The organism is Flavobacterium sp. A45 (assembly GCF_002001005.1).
Lineage (GTDB): Bacteria > Bacteroidota > Bacteroidia > Flavobacteriales > Flavobacteriaceae > Flavobacterium.
The window spans coordinates 25,271-45,911 of sequence record NZ_MUNX01000070.1 but is presented as its reverse complement, the minus strand read 5'-3'; the positions used below and the strand labels follow the sequence as shown (position 1 = coordinate 45,911).

General features: G+C 35.3%; 16 protein-coding genes. 12 read left to right on the top strand and 4 right to left on the bottom strand.

Going from position 1 to position 20,641, the window contains the following annotated elements:
* Positions 1–36 precede the first annotated feature (36 nt).
* The 4 genes from recO (at position 37) to B0E44_RS07415 (ending at position 5,471) form a co-directional block, all read left to right on the top strand.
* Positions 37–750: a DNA repair protein RecO gene (gene recO / locus B0E44_RS07430; RefSeq protein ID WP_077372370.1), complete on the top strand. Its 714-nt coding sequence runs from the start codon at positions 37–39 to the stop codon at positions 748–750.
* A gap of 179 nt (positions 751–929) precedes the next feature.
* Positions 930–4,397 carry an isoleucine--tRNA ligase gene (gene ileS / locus B0E44_RS07425; RefSeq protein ID WP_077372367.1) on the top strand — a complete coding sequence of 1,156 codons (3,468 nt, stop codon included), beginning with the start codon at positions 930–932 and terminating at the stop codon, positions 4,395–4,397.
* 4 nt (positions 4,398–4,401) lie between these two features.
* Positions 4,402–4,782: a TraR/DksA C4-type zinc finger protein gene (locus B0E44_RS07420; RefSeq protein WP_077372364.1), complete on the top strand. Its 381-nt coding sequence runs from the start codon at positions 4,402–4,404 to the stop codon at positions 4,780–4,782.
* An 86-nt stretch (positions 4,783–4,868) separates the two neighbouring features.
* Positions 4,869–5,471 (top strand): lipoprotein signal peptidase, encoded by a 603-nt coding sequence (locus tag B0E44_RS07415; protein WP_077372361.1) that lies wholly within the window; start codon positions 4,869–4,871, stop codon positions 5,469–5,471.
* Positions 5,472–5,524: 53 nt separating this feature from the next.
* Here the strand turns inward: B0E44_RS07415 and B0E44_RS07410 are convergent, their stop codons facing one another.
* The 4 genes from B0E44_RS07410 to B0E44_RS07395 form a co-directional block, all read right to left on the bottom strand.
* The gene (locus B0E44_RS07410) at positions 5,525–5,713 is read right to left on the bottom strand and encodes a hypothetical protein (protein WP_077372358.1); all 189 of its coding nucleotides are present in this window, start codon (positions 5,711–5,713) and stop codon (positions 5,525–5,527) included.
* Between the two features lie 51 nt (positions 5,714–5,764).
* Complete coding sequence (locus B0E44_RS07405) at positions 5,765–6,328, bottom strand: 5-formyltetrahydrofolate cyclo-ligase (RefSeq protein WP_077372355.1); 564 nt, start codon at positions 6,326–6,328, stop codon at positions 5,765–5,767.
* Complete coding sequence (locus B0E44_RS07400; protein WP_077372352.1) at positions 6,297–7,559, bottom strand: pyridoxal-dependent decarboxylase; 1,263 nt, start codon at positions 7,557–7,559, stop codon at positions 6,297–6,299. Before B0E44_RS07400 ends, B0E44_RS07405 begins: the two co-directional genes overlap by 32 nt.
* 65 nt (positions 7,560–7,624) lie before the next feature.
* Positions 7,625–8,602, bottom strand: a complete 978-nt coding sequence (locus B0E44_RS07395) for a succinylglutamate desuccinylase/aspartoacylase family protein (RefSeq protein ID WP_077372349.1) — start codon at positions 8,600–8,602, stop codon at positions 7,625–7,627.
* Between the two features lie 150 nt (positions 8,603–8,752).
* Here B0E44_RS07395 and uvrC point away from each other — a divergent pair, with 150 nt between their 5' ends.
* The 8 genes from uvrC (at position 8,753) to pgi (ending at position 20,496) form a co-directional block, all read left to right on the top strand.
* A complete protein-coding gene (gene uvrC / locus B0E44_RS07390) occupies positions 8,753–10,546 on the top strand; it encodes an excinuclease ABC subunit UvrC (protein WP_077372346.1) in 1,794 nt (597 codons plus the stop codon).
* Positions 10,547–10,555: 9 nt separating this feature from the next.
* Positions 10,556–12,751 (top strand): patatin-like phospholipase family protein, encoded by a 2,196-nt coding sequence (locus tag B0E44_RS07385; RefSeq protein WP_077372343.1) that lies wholly within the window; start codon positions 10,556–10,558, stop codon positions 12,749–12,751.
* 245 nt (positions 12,752–12,996) lie between these two features.
* Entirely contained in the window at positions 12,997–14,154 is a 1,158-nt protein-coding gene (locus tag B0E44_RS07380; protein WP_077372340.1) for a homogentisate 1,2-dioxygenase, read from the top strand.
* 182 nt (positions 14,155–14,336) lie between these two features.
* A complete protein-coding gene (hppD, locus tag B0E44_RS07375; protein WP_077372337.1) occupies positions 14,337–15,497 on the top strand; it encodes a 4-hydroxyphenylpyruvate dioxygenase in 1,161 nt (386 codons plus the stop codon).
* Positions 15,498–15,774: 277 nt separating this feature from the next.
* Positions 15,775–16,548, top strand: a complete 774-nt coding sequence (locus B0E44_RS07370) for a DUF3108 domain-containing protein (RefSeq protein ID WP_077372334.1) — start codon at positions 15,775–15,777, stop codon at positions 16,546–16,548.
* Entirely contained in the window at positions 16,545–17,477 is a 933-nt protein-coding gene (locus B0E44_RS07365) for a tryptophan 2,3-dioxygenase family protein (protein WP_077372331.1), read from the top strand. Before B0E44_RS07370 ends, B0E44_RS07365 begins: the two co-directional genes overlap by 4 nt.
* Positions 17,478–17,495: 18 nt before the next feature.
* Positions 17,496–18,713, top strand: a complete 1,218-nt coding sequence (locus B0E44_RS07360; protein WP_077372328.1) for a peptidoglycan DD-metalloendopeptidase family protein — start codon at positions 17,496–17,498, stop codon at positions 18,711–18,713.
* A gap of 139 nt (positions 18,714–18,852) precedes the next feature.
* Positions 18,853–20,496 carry a glucose-6-phosphate isomerase gene (gene pgi / locus B0E44_RS07355; protein WP_077372325.1) on the top strand — a complete coding sequence of 548 codons (1,644 nt, stop codon included), beginning with the start codon at positions 18,853–18,855 and terminating at the stop codon, positions 20,494–20,496.
* The last annotated feature ends 145 nt before the right edge of the window (positions 20,497–20,641 follow it).

The window sequence follows — 20,641 nt, the reverse complement described above, 5'->3', positions numbered from 1 at the left end:
AAATTCTAAGAAGTCCAACAATCTAACAATCCAATTTTGCTAGTCAAAACCAAAGCCATCGTAATTTCAACATTAAAATTTCAAGAGAAAAGCTTGATTGTGAAATGTTTTACGCTATCCAGCGGATTGAAGTCGTACTTTGTTCGGGATGCTTTTTCGTCTCGGAAAGCGAGTCAAAAAATGGCTTATTTTCAACCTTTGACGATAATAGAAATTGAAGCTGTCCATAAAAATAAAGGGACCTTGGAAAATTTTAAAGAAGTAAAAATTTCGTCTCCTTTTCATTCGATACATTCAGATATTTTCAAAAGTACAATGGTGTTGTTTCTTTCCGAAATTCTGCATCATTCAATACACGAAGAAGAAAAAAACGAATCGTTGTTTACCTTTTTAGAAACGGCTTTGCATTGGCTGGACCAACACGATGAAATTTCCAATTTCCACTTGATTTTAATGTTGGAAACCACAAAATACCTCGGGTTTTATCCAGATACTTCGGATATAGACATGCCTTTTTTCGAAATGATTGAAGGTGTTTTTACTCCCTTTCACGCTATTAGTTCCCTTACAGAACACGAAACACAGTTGTTTAAAAAATTAATTCAATTGAAATTTGATAACGACCAAAAAACGTTTCATGTCATTGAAAGACAATTGCTTTTGAAAATTCTAATTGATTATTACAGCTTTCATCTCGACGGATTCAAAAGACCAAAATCTTTGGATGTTTTGAAAGAGGTTTTTTCTTAAAAATTTATGAGTGACCCATATTAAAAACTTCGGGTCAAGCTTTCTTTTATATCCTTTATTTCTTCTCCACTCCATGAAAGAATGCGACTACAATTCCTCATGCGCAAAAACTCATATACTCATAACTCATAATTCATAACTATTTATTACTTTCGCACCACGATTAAGAAAAGGATAAAATGAGTACAAAATTTACTGAATACAAAGGACTTGACTTGCCTACAGTGGCATCAGAAGTGCTGGATTTTTGGAAGGAAAAAAACATTTTTGAGAAAAGTGTAACCACTCGCGAAGGAAATGAGCCTTTCGTATTTTTTGAAGGACCACCTTCGGCTAATGGATTGCCTGGAATTCACCACGTAATGGCGCGTGCGATTAAAGATATTTTTTGCAGATATAAAACCCAAAAAGGATTTCAAGTAAAGCGTAAAGCTGGTTGGGATACCCACGGATTACCTGTGGAATTGGGTACAGAAAAAGAACTTGGAATCACCAAAGAAGATATTGGAAAAAAAATAACCGTAGAGGAGTATAACGAAGCGTGCAAGAAAACTGTAATGCGTTATACCGATGTGTGGAATGATCTAACCGAAAAAATGGGATATTGGGTTGATATGGAAGATCCATACGTGACTTATAAATCCAAATACATGGAATCGGTTTGGTGGTTGTTGAAGCAAATCTACAATAAGGATTTGATGTACAAGGGGTACACCATTCAGCCATATTCTCCAAAAGCGGGAACAGGTTTGAGTTCGCATGAAGTGAATCAACCGGGAAGTTATAGAGACGTTACTGATACAACTGTTGTCGCACAATTTAAAGTGCTTGAAGATCAAAAAGAATTGGTTTTCAATACTTTTTATAATTACATCAGTTCCAATAATTTAAAACATTATAAGTTTGAGAGATTAGACTTGGATGAAATCCATTTCTTGGCTTGGACGACGACACCTTGGACTTTGCCAAGTAATACTGCATTGACAGTTGGACCAAGAATTGAATATGTTTTGGTAAAAACTTTCAACCAATATACTTTCCGTCCATCCAATGTGATTTTGGCAAAAAACTTGGTTGGGAAACAATTTGGCAAAGGATTTTTTGAAAGTACCGATCCGTCTGATTTTGAAAATTTCAAAGAAGGAGACAAAAAAATACCATTTCACATACTTGCTGAATGTAAAGGTGCCGATTTAGTTGGTATTCGTTACGAACAATTGATGCAATATGCACTACCATACCAAAATCCGGAAAACGCTTTTAGAGTAATTTCAGGTGATTTTGTAACTACGGAAGACGGTACAGGAATTGTGCACACTGCCCCAACTTTTGGTGCTGATGATGCTAAAGTAGCTAAAGAAGCTACGCCTGAAGTTCCGCCAATGTTGGTGTTGGATGAAAATGAAAATCCAGTTCCTTTGGTAGATTTACAAGGAAAATTTACCTCTCACATGGGGGAATTTGGTGGTAAATATGTTAAAAACGAATATTATACAGCTGCAGACGGAGTTGCTCCAGAGCGTTCTATCGATGTAGAGATTGCCATTCGATTAAAAGAAGAAAATAAAGCTTTCAAAGTAGAGAAATACGTGCACAGTTATCCACATTGCTGGAGAACGGACACACCAATTTTATACTACCCATTGGATTCTTGGTTTATAAAAATTACTGAGGTTAGAGACCGTATGTTTGACTTGAATGAAACCATCAACTGGAAGCCAAAAGCTACAGGTGAAGGACGTTTTGGAAATTGGTTGAAAAATGCCAACGACTGGAATCTATCACGCTCTCGTTTTTGGGGGATTCCGTTACCTATTTGGAGAAGTGAAGATGGAACCGAAGAAATGTTAATAGGGTCTGTTGAGGAGTTATACAATGAAATTGAAAAAGCAGTTCAAGCAGGCGTTCAAAGTGAAAATCCATTTAAAGGATTTGAGATTGGAAACATGTCTGAAGAGAATTATGATTTGATTGATTTGCATAAAAATGTAGTCGATCAAATTACGTTAGTTTCTGCTTCAGGGAAAGCGATGAAGCGTGAGGCCGATTTGATAGACGTTTGGTTTGATTCAGGAGCGATGCCTTATGCCCAATGGCATTATCCTTTTGAAAACAAAGATAAAATAGACGAAAACAAAGATTATCCTGCCAATTTTATTGCTGAAGGAGTGGATCAAACCCGTGGTTGGTTCTATACTTTACACGCTATTGGAACTTTGGTTTTTGATAAAATAGCCTACAAAAATGTAGTCTCAAACGGATTAGTTCTAGACAAAAATGGGCAAAAGATGTCCAAACGTTTGGGTAACGCTGCCGATCCTTTTGAAACTTTAAAAGAATACGGTCCGGATGCTACGCGTTGGTATATGATTTCCAATGCGAATCCTTGGGATAACTTAAAATTCGATTTAGAAGGAATTGCTGAGGTGCGACGCAAGTTCTTTGGAACATTATACAATACGTATTCATTCTTTAGTTTATATGCGAATATCGATGGTTTTAAATATGCTGAAGCTGAAATTCCGATAAACGAAAGACCTGAAATCGACCAATGGATTATTTCAGAATTGAATACTTTAATTGCTGAGGTTGATGGATATTATGACGATTATGAGCCTACAAAAGCGGCTCGTGCGATATCCGAATTTGTACAGGAAAATTTAAGTAACTGGTACGTTCGTCTATGTCGTCGTCGTTTCTGGAAAGGAGAATATGCACAAGATAAAATCGCTGCTTATCAAACACTTTATACCTGTTTGTTGACTATCAGTAAATTAAGTGCGCCTATTGCTCCTTTCTTTATGGATGCACTTTACAGAGACTTAACGAAAGCAACACAAACAGAAAAATTTGAGTCTGTACATTTGGCTCAATTCCCTGTTTCAGTTGAAAAGTATGTTAATAAAATGTTAGAGAGCAAAATGCAGAAAGCGCAGACCATCTCTTCTCTTGTTTTATCACTAAGAAAAAAGGAGATGATAAAGGTGCGTCAGCCGTTACAAAAGGTAATGATTCCGGTACTTGACGAGAATCAAAGACTCGAAATTGAAGCGGTTTCAGACCTGATAAAAGCTGAGGTAAATGTGAAAGAAATCGTACTTTTGGATGATGCTTCGGGTATTTTGATTAAACAAATTAAACCGAATTTCAAAGCTTTAGGACCTCGCTTCGGAAAAGATATGGGATTGATTTCCAAAGAGATACAAAATCTATCTGCAGAACAAATCTCACAATTTGACAAGGAAGGCACGCTATCGGTTGTAATTGCTGGAAATAGTGTAATTTTATCACTGGAAGATGTAGAAATATCGTCACAAGATATTGAAGGATGGCTGGTTGCCAATTCAAACGGAATAACAGTAGCGCTGGATATTACAATATCACCCGAGTTGAAACAAGAAGGAATTGCAAGAGAATTGGTGAACAGAATTCAAAATATCCGAAAAGATACTGGATTTGAAGTGACTGATAAAATTAAAGTTCATTTGCAAAATAATGATACTTTGGAAACAGCAGTTAAGGCCAATGAGGACTATATAAAATCGGAAACACTGACAGAAGTGCTTGTTTTTGAGGAAATTATAGAGAATGGCACGGAAATTGACTTTGATGGAATAACAACAAAAATAACAATTACAAAAAATTAGTATTATGGTAGATGAAGTTGCAAGATACTCTGACGCTGATTTAGCAGAGTTTAAGGAAATCATTCAGATTAAAATCGTAAAGGCTCAAGCCGATTTAGATTTGATTAAAAGCGCCTACATGAATGACCTTAACAACGGTACAGATGATACATCTCCCACGTTTAAAGCATTTGAAGAAGGCAGCGAAATCATGTCTAAAGAAGCGAACTCACAACTTGCAATTCGTCAAGAAAAGTTTATACGAGATTTAAAGAATGCATTATTCCGTGTAGAAAACAAAACATATGGTGTTTGTAGAATCACAGGAAAATTAATCGGAAAAGAAAGACTAAAAATTGTTCCTCATGCCACTATGAGCATCGAGGCAAAAAATTTACAAAGATAAAAAGTCTTATCATTCAATAATTAACGCTCCTTTGGGAGCGTTTTTTTTGGTTAATTTACTATTTTTACGCCTTTAAAAATTCAAAAATGTCATTAGTCAAAGCTTATTTTCTCATTACACTTATATTATTGGTCGATCAGGTTTCTAAAATCTATGTAAAAACAAATTTTATTTTAGGTGAAGAAGTTCATGTGTTCAATTGGTTTCAAATTCATTTTATTGAAAATGAAGGAATGGCTTGGGGAACTAAAATTCCTGGAGAGTACGGAAAATTAATCCTGACAGTTTTTAGGCTATTTGCTGTAACTGGAATTGGTTATTGGCTATGGGATTCTGTAGAAAGGAAACAAAGCTCTAATTATTTGATAGTAGCCATCTCTTTGATTTTGGCAGGTGCTGTTGGAAATATTATCGACTCGGTTTTTTACGGCGTTATTTTTGACGATAGTCACCAACAATTGGCTACAATATTTACAGACAACCCCTATGGAACTTGGCTAAACGGGCAAGTGGTGGATATGTTTTATTTCCCTTTTATAAAAGATTATCCAATGCCAGAATGGGTTCCTTATTTCGGTGGACGTAATTTTACTTTTTTTAATGCTATTTTCAATGTTGCGGATGTGGCCATTTCAACAGGAGTTGGAATTTTGATTGTATTCAACAAAAAAGCATTTCATAAAGATTAATATTTTTTTTGATAAACGAAAAGAGGCTGACCTTACGGGCAGCCTCTTTTCGTTTATTTATTATGACCTGGAGCATGGTTTTTGGCACTTTTTTGGCCTGACATTTTTTTGGCTTGTCCAGGGGGAACCTGTTTTGTTTTGGCATGACTATGATTTGGTCCAACCATAACACTGCAGTTTGTCAATGTAAAGGCAAATAATAGAATCAGAATTTGGGCAACGAATCTTGGGGTTTTAAACATTTTTATAATTTAATTGTAGGTTTTTATAAAAGCAAAAATACTACATCTAAACTAGAATTCATAAACTTCATTTGGACAAACGCAATAATCCAACAACACATCACTCTCAAAAACATCCTCAATCATCTCTTCGGGTTCAAAGAAGGACAGGCCAATTTTAATAGTTTCGGGTTTGCATTGCGATAGGAATTTATCATAAAATCCTTTGCCATAGCCCACGCGGTTTCCTTTTTGGTCATAAGCCAAAAGAGGAACAAAAACCACGTCGATTTTTTTGGCGGGAACTTCAAGGCCATCAACAGGTTCGGGGATATTGTATTCGTTTTTTTGTATTCGGGTATTGTCGGTCAAAAGAAAATGGGTCATTTCTCTAGTTGCAAAATCGCTTTTCGAAATCACAATTTCTTTATCTTTTCCAGACAGGAGGTGCAGTATGAATTCGGTATTGACTTCCTTTTGCTCTTCAATTGGCAGAAAAACATGGAAATAGGTTTTGTTCCAAATAGGAAGTTTTAGAATTTCATTGGCAATAGCCAGACTTAGAGTCTCAATTTCAGTAGTAGTAATATTTTGTCTTAATACTTTATACTTCTGTCTTAATTCCTTTTTCAACATAAAGTGATTCTTTTAGATCGGTTATAAAAGTACTCAAATGATCTACTTCTACATGATCCATAATCACAATTTTATACCATGAATTATCACCATTGTGTTTTTGGGGTACCAAATCAAATTTTTTAACCAATGTTTCTTTAATATATTGAGCTTGAATGGTAACAATATTCATAAACGGTTCCCTAAAATAGGCTACTTTCAATTCGTCCAGTTGGTCGCATAGCCACTGAGTTCTCATTTGTAAAACACGCACTTTTTCGCACCAACCAAAAGGCCCATAAGTGAATAAAATCATCCAAACGGCCACGGCATTGGAACCGGATCGGCTACCGCAAAGGGTTAGATCCATTCCTTCTATATATTCGGCTTCTGTGGTCAAAACGTTTTCGATTAATCCTTTTCTACAAAGAAAAATTCCCGTGCCATAAGGAGCTTGCAGCATTTTATGGGCATCTATGGTTATGGAACTGATTTTTGGATTCTCAAAATTCAGTTCAGATTCTTTATTGCTAAGCGGATAGATAAAACCACCGTAAGCACCATCAATATGTATTTTATAAATCAAATGATGCTTTTCTAAAACCTGTATATAGTCATTAGGGTTGTCAATAGCCCCAAACATGGTTGTTCCCATATTGGAGATTACAATAAAATATTTTTTACCTTTTTCCTTGGCTTTAATAATGATGTTTTCCAATTGGAAAGTGTCTATTTCGCGGGTATGAAAGTCAACAGGTGTTTTCAGCCAATCGAGCATTAGGATATTGGCGGCTTTTGGGATAGAATAATGGGTGTCTTCAGAAGCTAAAATGGCGATTTCATAAGGATTGGCACCCAGTTTATAACTGAAATAATTACGATACATCCAAATGGCTTGAATGTTGGCCTCAGTTCCTCCTGGAGAAATATATCCGTCGTATGATTTGGGTTGTGCTTTGAAAATGTCGACTGCCAGTACATCCAGAACTTCACGTTCCATTTCTTGAGTACCTTTAAATGCTTTCTCGGAAGTGCCCAAAGTATGGCAGCCAATATGGTTGGGATTGGCAACATAAGTTTTCAAAGTGGGAGCATCTGCCAAGAAGGAGGCATCCTCATAATACACTTTGCTGTCCAGTTTTGATGCAGGATAGCCTAAAGAAGAGTCAAGAGTAAAATTGACATTTTCCTCCAAAGCCTTTTCAATGCGGGCCTGTCTTTCTTTTTGGGATAACTTTTTCCAGTACAACATAATCTCATTATTTTTATTCAAAAATAAGAGTATCGACTAGGAAAAAATATGATAATTGTTAGGTTTTACTCGTTGTCTTCTTCTGCCGTATTCGAAAGATGATAAATGGCATCTCCTTGATACACAATGGGAGAGTGATTGGCGTTGAGGACATAACCGTCATTTGGAGCTTTTATTTTTCGTTCAAATTTTCCAAAAGGATCTGTTATCATTCCTAATGTTGTTCCTTTTTTTACAAACTGTCCAACTAGATTATTGTCAATTAATAAGCCGGAGCATTTGGCACGTAACCAACCCGATTTTTCAATATAAATTGTAGGTTTCTTTTGTGTAGGAGCATAATGCTTTGGGTCTAGCATATCCAAATATTTCAAAAGGCGTTTGACCCCATTGATACCTTCCTGAGCGACTTCGTGATTAATATCCAAGGATTTTCCGCCTTCAAACAGCAGCATTTTTACATTTAATTTTTCACTGGTGCTTCTAAAAGAGCCTGCTATATTTTTTGAGTATAAAGTAAAAGGGGCATTAAAAACATTGGCTAGCAGTTTTGTATCTGGGTTATTTGGCGTAAGTCTGATTTGTGGAGCATTAAATCTGCTGGCCCCACCCGCATGGAAATCGACTGCATAATCAACAAGAGGGATGATATCTGTGGTGATATGATAGGCAAATCGGCTGGCCAACGATCCTTTTCTGCTTCCCGGAAATACCCGATTCAAATCTCTCCCATCTGGAAAATCTCGGGATCTATTTATAAATCCATAAATATTTATAATGGGAATACAAATGATAGTGCCTTTTTTGGGTTTGTTTATTTTTTTGCTGATGAGTTGTCTTACGATTTCAATGCCGTTAAATTCATCTCCATGAATTCCTCCAGAAAAGAGCACAACTGGGCCTTCAATTTTGGAACGTCTTACAATAATTGGAATTGTCAGTTTGGTGGTGGTATGCAATCGGGCAATTTCCAGTTGGATTGTTTTACTTTCTCCAGGCAAAACACTTTCGCCAAAAATCACTAATGGTTTTGAGTCTTTCATGCTTTAAAATAAAAACCTAAATATAGAAATTATTTATTTGGTAACGATAAAATCGTATTGGTTTGCATAAATGTTATTTGTAAATTTGAAAAAATGAACAATTAGGATTTATTTGTTGCAATCGACTAATTTTCAGTAGATTTTTTTAAAATGACCAAGCCAAATTTAGCCCTGCAAATACAAACCCTGCCCGATGATCCTGGTGTGTACCAATATTACGACAAGGAAGGGAAAATTTTATATGTTGGTAAAGCCAAGAATCTTAAAAAAAGAGTCTCATCTTATTTCAATAAAATTCACGATACTGCTAAAACGAATGTGCTGGTTAAGAAAATTGTAACCATTAAACACATTGTTGTTCCCACCGAAACAGATGCCCTTTTGCTGGAAAACAATCTGATAAAAACGCTTCAGCCCAGATATAATGTATTATTGCGTGACGATAAAAGCTATCCTTGGCTTTGTATTAAGAAAGAACCTTTTTCCCGCATTTTTGCAACACGCAGAATGGTCAAAGACGGATCTGAATATTTTGGACCGTATACTAATTTCAAGACGGTTCATACGATTTTGGATTTAATAAAAGAGCTGTATCCGTTGCGAACCTGTAACTACGATTTGAATCAAACCAATATCGAAAGTGGTAAATTCAAAGTATGTTTGGAATATCATATTGGTAATTGCAAAGGGCCATGCGAAGGATTTGAAACCTTAGAACATTACCAAAAACAAGTAGATGCCATCCGGGAAATCCTGAAAGGGAATTTCAAAGAAAGCATGAAAGATTTTAAGCGACTGATGACTAGTTTGGCACAAGATATGCATTTTGAAGAAGCTCAAAAAATAAAAGAAAAGATTGAAATTCTTGAAAATTACCAATCGCGTTCTACGATTGTAAACCCAAAGATTACCAACATCGATGTTTTCTCAATTGTTTCTGATGAAAGTGCGGCTTATATTAATTTTCTACAAATTTCTCACGGATCGATTATCCGTTCGCACACCATGGAAATCAAAAAGAAGCTTGAAGAAACCGATGAAGAACTACTGGAATTGGCCATAATAGAATTGCGTGAGCGGTTTCAGTTACTGTCCAAGGAAGTGATTGTCCCTTTTGAAGTGGATTTGGGACCAACGATAAAAATTACGGTGCCACAATTGGGAGACAAAAAACAGATATTGGATTTGTCAATTCGCAATGCCAAGTTTTACAGAATAGAACAACTCAAACAACTGCAAATAGTGGATCCGGATCGTCATACCAACAGAATTATGGCTCAGATGAAAAGTGATTTGCGATTGCCGGTAGAACCAAGACATATAGAGTGTTTTGATAATTCGAACATACAAGGAACAAATCCTGTTGCCGCTTGCGTGGTGTTCAAGGATGGAAAAGCCAGTAAAAAAGATTACCGCCATTTTAATGTTAAAACAGTTGTTGGTCCTGACGATTTTGCTTCGATGGAAGAAATAGTGTATCGCCGTTACAGACGATTATTGGATGAGAACGAACCCTTGCCCAATTTAATTATCATTGACGGAGGAAAAGGGCAATTGTCATCGGCTTTAAAAAGTATTGATGCTTTGGGATTACGAGGTAAAATTGCCATTATAGGAATTGCCAAAAGGCTGGAGGAATTGTTTTATCCGGGGGACTCAATCCCTTTATATTTGGATAAAAAGTCAGAAACGTTGAAGGTTATTCAGCAGTTGCGAAATGAGGCACACCGTTTTGGAATTACTTTTCACCGTGATAAAAGAAGTAAAGCAGCACTGAATTCTTCTATAGAAAGTATTCCGGGAATTGGTGAAAAAACGATGCTAACATTAATTCAACATTTCAAAAGTGTTAAAAGATTGAAGCTGGCAACCGAAAAAGAAATTTCTGACGTTATAGGTATGTCAAAAGCCAAAAAAATTACCGACTTTTACAAAACAAACTAATTTGCCCTTATGAATAGAATACTGATTTTTATTCTTTTGTTTTTTACCTGTTTGAATTCATTTTCACAAGATACACTCAAAAAACCTAAAATTGGTTTGGTGTTGAGCGGAGGTGGAGCCAAAGGGTTTGCTCATATTGGTGTTCTAAATGTATTAGAAGACGCTGGAATAAAGATAGATTATATCGGTGGAACCAGTATGGGAGCCGTTATAGGTGGGCTTTATGCGATGGGGTACAATGCCAAACAAATCGACTCTATTATCGATGTGACAAACTTTAGTAATGTTTTGAACGATTATATTCCCCGATCTTCCAAGAATTTTTATGAAAAGAGAAACGATGAATTGTATGCCTTGACACTTCCGTTTAATAAGTTTAGTATTGGTGCACCCGAAGCATTGTCTAAAGGGATGTACAACTTCAATTTATTAAGCCGATTGACTTTGCCCGTAAGACATGTTCGCAATTTTAATGAACTGTCGATTCCTTTTTTGTGTGTAGGAACTAATATTGCACTTGGAGAACAAGTGGTTTTTGATAAAGGTATTTTGGCTCAGGCAATTACCGGAAGCTCTTCATTGCCTTCCATATTTTCACCAGTTGTAATCGATAATAACCTCATTGTTGATGGAGGAGTAATCAATAATTATCCTATTGAAGAAGTTCGAAAAATGGGAGCCGATATTATAATCGGAGTTGATGTGCAATCTGGCTTGCTCAATAAAGAAGAATTAAGAAGTGCATCAAGAATTTTCTTTCAGATTACCAATTTGCAAATGATCGAAAGAATGAAAGTAAATGCCAATCTTACGGAAGTTTATATCAAACCTGACGTAAAAGATTACGGAGTAGTAACCTTTGATAAAGCTGCTGAAATTATAAAAAAAGGAGAAGACGCTACTTTTGCAATTTATGAAAAAATTGAACTTTTAGTAGATAAAGCAAATCCATACCACAAGCCCAAATTAAAAGTGGAAACGGATAGTTTGACCATAGTGGATATCAAAACAAATGAACTGCAAAATTATTCAAGAGATTATATAATAGGTAAATTAAACTTTAAACCAGGATCCAAAATAAGTTTTAGAAACTTGGAAACCGGAATTAATAACCTTAATGCCACTCAAAATTTCAGAGCCGTTAGTTATTATTTTGAGAAAAATGGAGAGTATGACGATTTGATTCTCACGTTAACCGAAAGTCCTGTAAAAACAAATTTGAAATTTGGATTGCATTATGACGGCTTGTACAAAAGCGCGATTCTGGCCAATGTGACCAATAAAAAGACGTTTTTTAAAAATGATTTTTTATCTGCCGATTTGGTTTTGGGAGATAATGTACGTTACTATTTTGACTACTATATTGATAATGGATTCCAATTGAGTTATGGTTTTAAGTCCCAATTGAACCGGTTTAATAAAAACATTCCGGTGAGTGTGATAACGTATAATAGTGAAGCAACGAATTCTATAAATATTGATTATCTTGATTTGTCCAATCAGCTGTATATCCAATCTGTATTTGCTCAAAAATTTCTTATTGGTGTAGGAGTCGAATTTGAATATCTCGATATTACCTCCGAAACATTAGAATTGAATGAAGTCATTACCAGAAGTACCTATTCCAGTATTTTTGGCTATATAAAATACGATTCTTACGACAATAAGCATTTTCCTAAAAAAGGGTGGTTTTTTTCGGGTAACCCACAGTTTTATATGTTTTCATCAGAAAAATCCGCAAATTTTGAACCGTTTTCTATCTTAAGTGCCGAAGCGGGTATTGCAAGAACAATTTTTAAGAATGCAACAATAAAACTTCAGACCGAAGCCGGAACCTCAATCGGAAATAAAAGTTTGCCATATTTTGATTTTATTTTGGGAGGTTATGGGTTTAACAATACCAATAATTTTAAGTATTTTTATGGTTACGATTATTTAAGTCTTGCGGGCAATAGTTATTTGGAAAGTACAATTACGTTTGATTACGAAATTTTCAAAAAGAATCATCTTAACTTTTCGGCCAATTATGCCAATTTAGATGACAATCTCTATGATTCGTTAGATTGGATTTCATTGCCAAAGTATTCGGGATATGCTTTGGGTTATGGATTGGAAACCGTTATTGGTCCAGTCGAAGTAAAATATTCCTGGTCTCCGGAAACTTCAAATTCCTACCTTTGGTTTACTGTTGGATTTATTTTTTAATTTCTATTTTTTATTAAATAAAATTACGACATTTGTAATTATGAAAACAAATTGGACAGGTTTATTAGAGTATCTTCAATTCTTGATCAAAAGAAATCCAGAGTGATTTTATAGGAGCATTTAGCCCTATTAGTATTGTCAAAGAATTGAATACTTGATTGTGTATATCAAAGTTTTGCTTAAAAAAGAGAAACTATTTGACGCTACGATTTTTAAGAATTGTTTACTATCTAATTTAAATTGTTATGCCAATATATCATAAACTAGGAAATATTCCTCCTAAAAGACACACCCAATTTGAAAAACCAAATGGAGGTTTGTATTACGAGCAACTATTTGGTACAGAGGGATTTCATGGTCACTCCTCATTGTCTTATCACATTCATCGACCGACTCAGGTCAAAGAAATACTAAAATCGTATTCGGTTGAGCCCAAAATCGCGATTGGGAAAAACATAAAATCATTATTATTGAAAGGTTTCGAATTGAAACCCGAAGACGATTTCTTAGACAGCCGAAAAGCTATGTTGGTTAATAAAGACTGCATCATAGGATTGGCAGCGCCAAGAAAATCATTGACATCTTATTTCTATAAAAATGCCGATGCCGATGAAATGATTTTTATACACAAAGGCAAAGGAAAACTTAGAACCATGCTTGGGAATATTCCTTTTGAGTATGGAGATTATTTGATTATTCCACGCGGAATCATTTATCAAATCGAGTTTGAAACCGAAGACAATCGTTTGTTTTATGTAGAATCCTATTCTCCGTTTTACACTCCAAAACGTTATAAAAACGAATCAGGACAACACTTAGAACATTCGCCATTTTGTGAACGTGATTTTATTTTACCAAACGAATTGGAATCGCATGACGAAAAAGGTGATTTTGTCATCAAAATGAAAAAAGAAGGAATGATGCATGAAGTAGTTTATGCAACACACCCTTTTGACGTTGTGGGTTGGGATGGTTACAATTTTCCTTATGGATTTTCAATTCACAATTTTGAACCTATAACGGGGCGTGTGCATCAACCGCCACCGGTACACCAAACATTCGAGACAGGCACTTTTGTAGTTTGTTCTTTCGTGCCAAGACTGTACGATTACCATCCAAAAGCCATTCCGGCGCCATACAATCACAGTAATATTGATAGCGACGAGGTATTGTATTATGTAGATGGCGATTTCATGAGCCGCAACAATATCGAGCAAGGACACATCACATTGCACCCAAAAGGAATTCCTCACGGCCCCGCTCCAGGAGCTATGGAACGAAGTATTGGGCATACAGAAACGCAGGAATTGGCTGTAATGGTCGATACTTTCCGTCCGCTTATGGTAACCGAGGAAGCCATGGGGATAGACGATGGACAATACTATAAATCTTGGATAGAGTAGGTCATTGCTAAGAACGAATTAAATCACATTTAATAAATTAATTAGGAGCTATTCCTGCTATTCGTTGCAATCCACGCCCAAAAGCGTGGGATTTCCACTACTATCAGGGCTAGGGCTTTAGGATAATCAACAACATTTTGGTGAATCAATTTAGCGATTAACCGACTAAACAAATAAACATCATGGCAAAAGAAGTAAAATCAGTAGAATACGGATTAGAGAAAATATTCGAAGGAGCACAAGATTTCCTTCCGCTTTTAGGAACCGATTATGTCGAATTCTACGTAGGCAACGCAAAACAATCGGCACATTATTATAAAACCGCTTTTGGTTATCAATCATTGGCGTATGCCGGATTGGAAACAGGAGTGAAAGACAGAGCTTCTTATGTATTAAAACAAGACAAAATCCGAATTGTTTTAACCACTCCATTAACTCAGGATTCTCCTCTTCACGATCATTTAAAAAAACATGGTGACGGGGTAAAAGTAGCCGCACTTTGGGTAGAAGATGCAAGAAGCGCCTATGAAGAAACCATGAAACGTGGTGCTCGTTCCTTTATGGAGCCAACAGTTGAGAAAGATGAGTTTGGAGAAGTAGTGCGTTCAGGTATCTATACTTATGGAGAAACGGTTCATATTTTTGTCGAAAGAAAAAATTACAACGGTATTTTCTTGCCTGGATACAAAGAATGGAAATCCGATTATAATCCCGAACCAACGGGGTTAAAATACATTGACCACATGGTTGGAAATGTGGGTTGGAATGAAATGAATACTTGGGTAAAATTCTACGAAGATGTTATGGGATTTGTAAATTTCCTTTCTTTTGATGACAAACAAATCAACACTGAATATTCGGCTTTGATGAGTAAAGTAATGTCCAACGGAAACGGAAGAATCAAATTTCCAATCAATGAACCAGCCGAAGGAAAGAAAAAATCACAAATCGAAGAGTATTTGGATTTCTATGGTGGACCTGGAATTCAGCATATCGCCATCGCCACCGATGATATCATAAAAACAGTTTCAGAATTAAAAGCAAGAGGTGTGGAATTTTTATCGGCACCACCGCATACCTATTATGAGGCTATTCCAGAAAGATTGGGAGTGCACATGGATATGATGAAAGAAGATTTGAGCGAAATAGAAAAACTAGCCATTATGGTCGATGCTGATGAAGATGGTTATTTATTGCAAATTTTCACCAAACCGGTTCAGGATCGTCCAACTTTGTTTTTTGAAATTATACAAAGAATGGGTGCCAAAGGATTTGGAGCGGGGAACTTTAAAGCGCTTTTTGAGTCGATAGAGCGCGAACAGGAATTGCGAGGAACGCTGTAAAATTTGATTTTTATTGCATTATCAAAAAAAATAACAGTTAATCTAATCATAAAATTGCAAATGTTGTGTTAAACTTGACTTTTTGCTAAAAAAACGTAGATTGATACCATACCTTTGCACTCGCAAATCAGGAAGGGGTGGTTTCCTTCTTAGTTTCATATAAATTTTCATAATTTATAGTTTTTTGGTTAGTTAATAGCATAAAAACTCAGTCATTAATTTGACTGAGTTTTTTTGTTTTAATACATTTGGTACTGTTTTTGCAATAATCGATCCTATGAAAAAAATTGTAATTTTCTTGTTAGTGATTATCACTTTAGGTTTCGACACACAAAAAGAGGAAGCTTTTTCTGGAGGCGAATATCTAAAGTTTAGAGTTCATTACGGAATTATAAACGCTGGTTATGCTACAATCGAAGTTAAAGACGCTACCTATAATAATCAATCTGTTTATCGTGTGATTGGCAAAGGTTTTTCTACCGGGATGACCAAATTCTTCTTTAATGTAGAAGATGTTTATGAAAGTTATATCGATACGGATACCAGGAATCCCTATAAATTTGTTCGAAAAATTAACGAAGGAGGTTATACCAAAAATCAAGAAGGCTTCTTCAATCAGAAGACCAATAAAATCTTGGTGAAAGATTACAAACACAAAACTGAAAAAACCTTCGATTTTCCTAAAAACACACAAGATATACTGTCTTCTTTTTATTATTTACGGAATTACCCCAATATCAATAAAATCAAAGCAGGAGAATCGGTAATGATCGATATGTTTTTTGACAATGAGACTACAAAATTTAAGTTAAAATTTATAGGTAGAGAGGATATTAAAACTAAATTTGGCGTTGTTTCAGCCATGATTTTTAAGCCGTTAGTACAATCTGGACGTGTATTTAAGGAACAGGAAAGTTTAACAATTTGGATTTCAGATGACTACAATAAAATTCCAATTCGAATAAAAGCAACACTTTTAGTAGGGTCGATCAAAGCCGATTTGGAAGAGTACAAAGGATTGAATAATCCGTTTAAATTAAAAGCAAAATGACAATAAATGATACCACTGCATCAATTTTGGATGAAATTGATCAAAAATTTCAAAAAATAAACCAAAAAACGGAGACACACCTTGAGGGACTGCTTTGGTCAAAACCAATAACATATTGGGATTACATACAAACTGATGCATTATTGAACTTGCAGATTCAAAGAACGACGCTTCCGGATGAAATGGTTTTTATCATGTATCATCAAGTCAATGAATTGCTTTTTAAAATGATACTTTGGGAAATGCATCAAATTTCTTATGCAGAAAAATTGACAACTGATTTTTTTACCGAGCGATTAATGAGAATTAGTCGTTACTTTGATATGCTTACCACTTCATTTGATATAATGGGAGACGGTATGGAGGTAGAACAGTATATGAAATTTAGAAATACGCTAACTCCAGCAAGTGGCTTTCAAAGTGCACAATATAGAATGATTGAAATAGCGTCGACTGATTTAATCAATCTTATTGATTACCGTTTTCGTGCAACTATTGACCGAAATACACCTTATGAACATGCCTTAGATCACATGTATTGGCAAGCAGCCGGAAAAGATCATCAAACAGGTGAGAAATCTTATTTGTTATTAGAGTTTGAACGCAAATATAAAGCGGCATTTTTGACACAAATGCAGGAGTACAATACGATAAATCTTTGGCAGAAATTTAAGCAATTACCGGAATCAGACCGTGAAAATCCGGAATTGGTGAAAGCCATGCGTCATTATGATCACACGGTTAATATTACTTGGGTAATGGGACATCTAAATGCCGCCAGAAAATATATTGATAACGGTAAAGGTGATGGTGAGGCAACAGGAGGAAGTGATTGGAAGAAATACATGCACCCAAGATACCAAAGAAGAATTTTCTTCCCGGAATTATGGAGTGAAGAGGAATTGGCTAATTGGGGAGTAGAAAACTAAAGATTAAAAAGAGATAACTTGAAGCAGGTAATTGTAATTTTAGTAGTACTGTTTTCCTTGATATCCTGTAATAGGAGCGAGGATGTTGTGAAAAATCAAGTAATTCCAAAGTCCAAAAAGAATGATTTTGGTTTTAATTTTTCTGACTTTAATGTTGTTCAGGATTCTGTAAAATCTGGTGATACTTTTGGAAGTATTTTGCAAAGACAAAATATCGGTGACAAAAAAATTTTTGATATTGTAGCTCAAGTGAAGGATACTTTCGATGTTCGTACTATTAGAATTAATAAACACTACACGCTTCTTCGTTCCAAGAATAAAACCAACTCGCTGAATGTTTTCATATATCAACCTGATGCTTTAAATTTTTATGTGGTTGATTTGAGGGATTCGATCGCAAAAGTGTATAAAAAGACCAAACCTTTAACATTAAAACGTCGAACTATCGGCGGAGTCCTGAAAGGATCACTATCTGAAACTTTGGAGTCAGCGAACGTAGAAGGAGCTTTGGCAACCAGAATTTCAAAGATTTTTGCTTGGTCTATAGATTTTTTTAAAGTGAAAAAAGGAGACCGATTTGGATTGACATTTACCGAAAGATATATCAATGATTCCATTTATGATGGTGTTGATAGTCTTGAGGCAGCATTTTTTGAATACAAAGGAAAAATTATTTATGCTTTTCCTTTTGAGCAAAATCCAGGTTCGGGTAAAATGGATTACTATGATGAGGATGGGAAAACGCTGAAGAATTTTTTCCTTAAGACACCAATTAAATTTAGCCGAATTACTTCCCGTTTTACCTCCAATCGTTTTCATCCCGTACAACAAATATGGAAAGCGCATAAAGGAACTGATTATGCGGCGCCTTATGGGACACCGATTTCCGCTACAGCCGCTGGAACAGTCGAGCAAACAGGTTACACTGCCGGAAACGGAAATTTTGTAAAAGTAAAGCACAATAAAACATACTCCACCCAGTATTTACACATGTCCCGAATATTAGTAAGACGAGGACAGCATGTTAGTCAAGGTCAAACTATAGGATTGGTTGGAAGTACAGGATTGGCTAGTGGACCGCATGTATGTTATCGTTTTTGGAAAAATGGAGTGCAAGTCGATGCATTGAGATTGAAATTGCCAAACGGTGAACCTATGAACTCCAAAAACAAAGAGCGTTTTTTAAAGAAAATCGAGCCATTGAAATTTGAATTGGATAGTGTTTCTAATTTATAGAAAACATGATTTTTAAGCTTATTTAAACCAAGTTAATTTATTTTTTTAATTTGAATTTAATTGTTATATAATGTGTTGATTTTAGTCCAATCAAACTTATTTCAGTAAATTTGCACAATTATAAAAAACTAGAATTAAAATGGCTTTAAATACAATAAACCCAACTGAAACTTCTGCTTGGAAAAAACTTCAGGCACACTATAATGAAATACAAAAGGCTTCGATGACAGCAATGTTTCAAGCCGATGCTGAAAGAACCGAAAAATTCCATTTGAAATGGAATGATTTTTTAGTTGATTATTCCAAAAACAGAATTAATCAGGAAACAATTGATTTGTTACTTGAGTTAGCAAACGAAACAGGTTTGAAAAATGCTATTGCTGATTATTTTGGCGGAGCAATCATAAATCAAACAGAAAATAGAGCTGTTTTGCATACTGCTTTGCGTGCCAAAGAATCAGCTGTAATTAATGTAGATGGAATCAATGTTATGCCGGAAGTATATGCGGTAAAAAACAAAGTAAAATCCTTTACAAACGAGATAACCTCAGGACAAAGAACAGGATACACAGGAAAACCATTTACAGATATTGTTAATATAGGTATTGGTGGTTCCGATTTAGGACCTGTTATGGCTGTTGAAGCTTTACAATATTATAAAAATCATTTAAATGTGCATTTTGCATCCAATGTTGATGGGGATCACGTAAATGAAATTATCAAAAAGCTAAATCCAGAAACGACCTTATTCGTTATTGTTTCCAAAACATTTACAACTCAAGAGACTTTAACCAATTCTGAAACTATTAAAGCGTGGTTTTTAAAATCGGCTAAACAAGAAGATGTTGCCAAACATTTCGTGGCTGTTTCAACCAATATTCAAAAAGTAACTGAGTTTGGAATCAATCCCGATAATGTATTCCCAATGTGGGACTGGGTTGGAGGACGTTTTTCTTTATGGAGTGCCGTAGGACTTTCTATAAGTTTGGCGGTTGGTTTCGATAATTTCAACGATTTGTTAAGCGGTGCCAATGAAATGGATGAGCATTTCAAAACAGCTGATTTTGACAAGAATATCCCGGTAACACTTGCATTACTAAGTGTTTGGTATAATAATTTCTTTGGTGCAGAAAGTGAAGCTTTGATTCCATACACACAATATTTGCAAAAACTGGCTCCTTATTTGCAACAAGGAACTATGGAAAGTAATGGTAAGAGTGTAGGTCGTGATGGAAAACCGGTAAACTATGAAACAGGAACTATCATTTGGGGAGAGCCAGGGACGAATGCACAGCATGCCTTTTTTCAATTAATTCACCAAGGAACCAAATTGATTCCTTCTGATTTTATTGGATTTGTAAAACCTTTATATGGAGATGAAGATCATCATGATAAATTGATGTCGAACTTTTTTGCTCAGACAGAGGCTTTGATGAATGGGAAATCACAGGAGCAGGTTCAAGCAGAATTCGATAAGCAAGGGTTAAGTGCTGACCAAGCAAGTGTTCTGTTGCCGTTTAAAGTGTTTACGGGAAACAAACCGACCAATACAATTTTGATTCAAAAATTAACACCAAAATCATTAGGTTCCTTGATTGCGATGTATGAGCATAAAATCTTTGTACAGGGAATTATTTGGAATATCTTTAGTTTTGATCAATGGGGAGTTGAACTTGGAAAACAATTGGCCAATTCGATATTAGAGGAGATTCATACCAAACAAGTTAAGAATCACGATAGTTCTACAAAATTTTTATTGAATCATTTTTTAGAAAACAAATAGATTTGCTTCTGCAGTAAATTTAAGGCTCTGATTTTTATAATCAGAGCTTTTTTTATTGAATAAAAATTGAAATTAGTATGTCCTACCCAAATAAAAAGTAATAGTAGGCTGAAAAATAGATATTAAATTCTTATTATTTGGAATT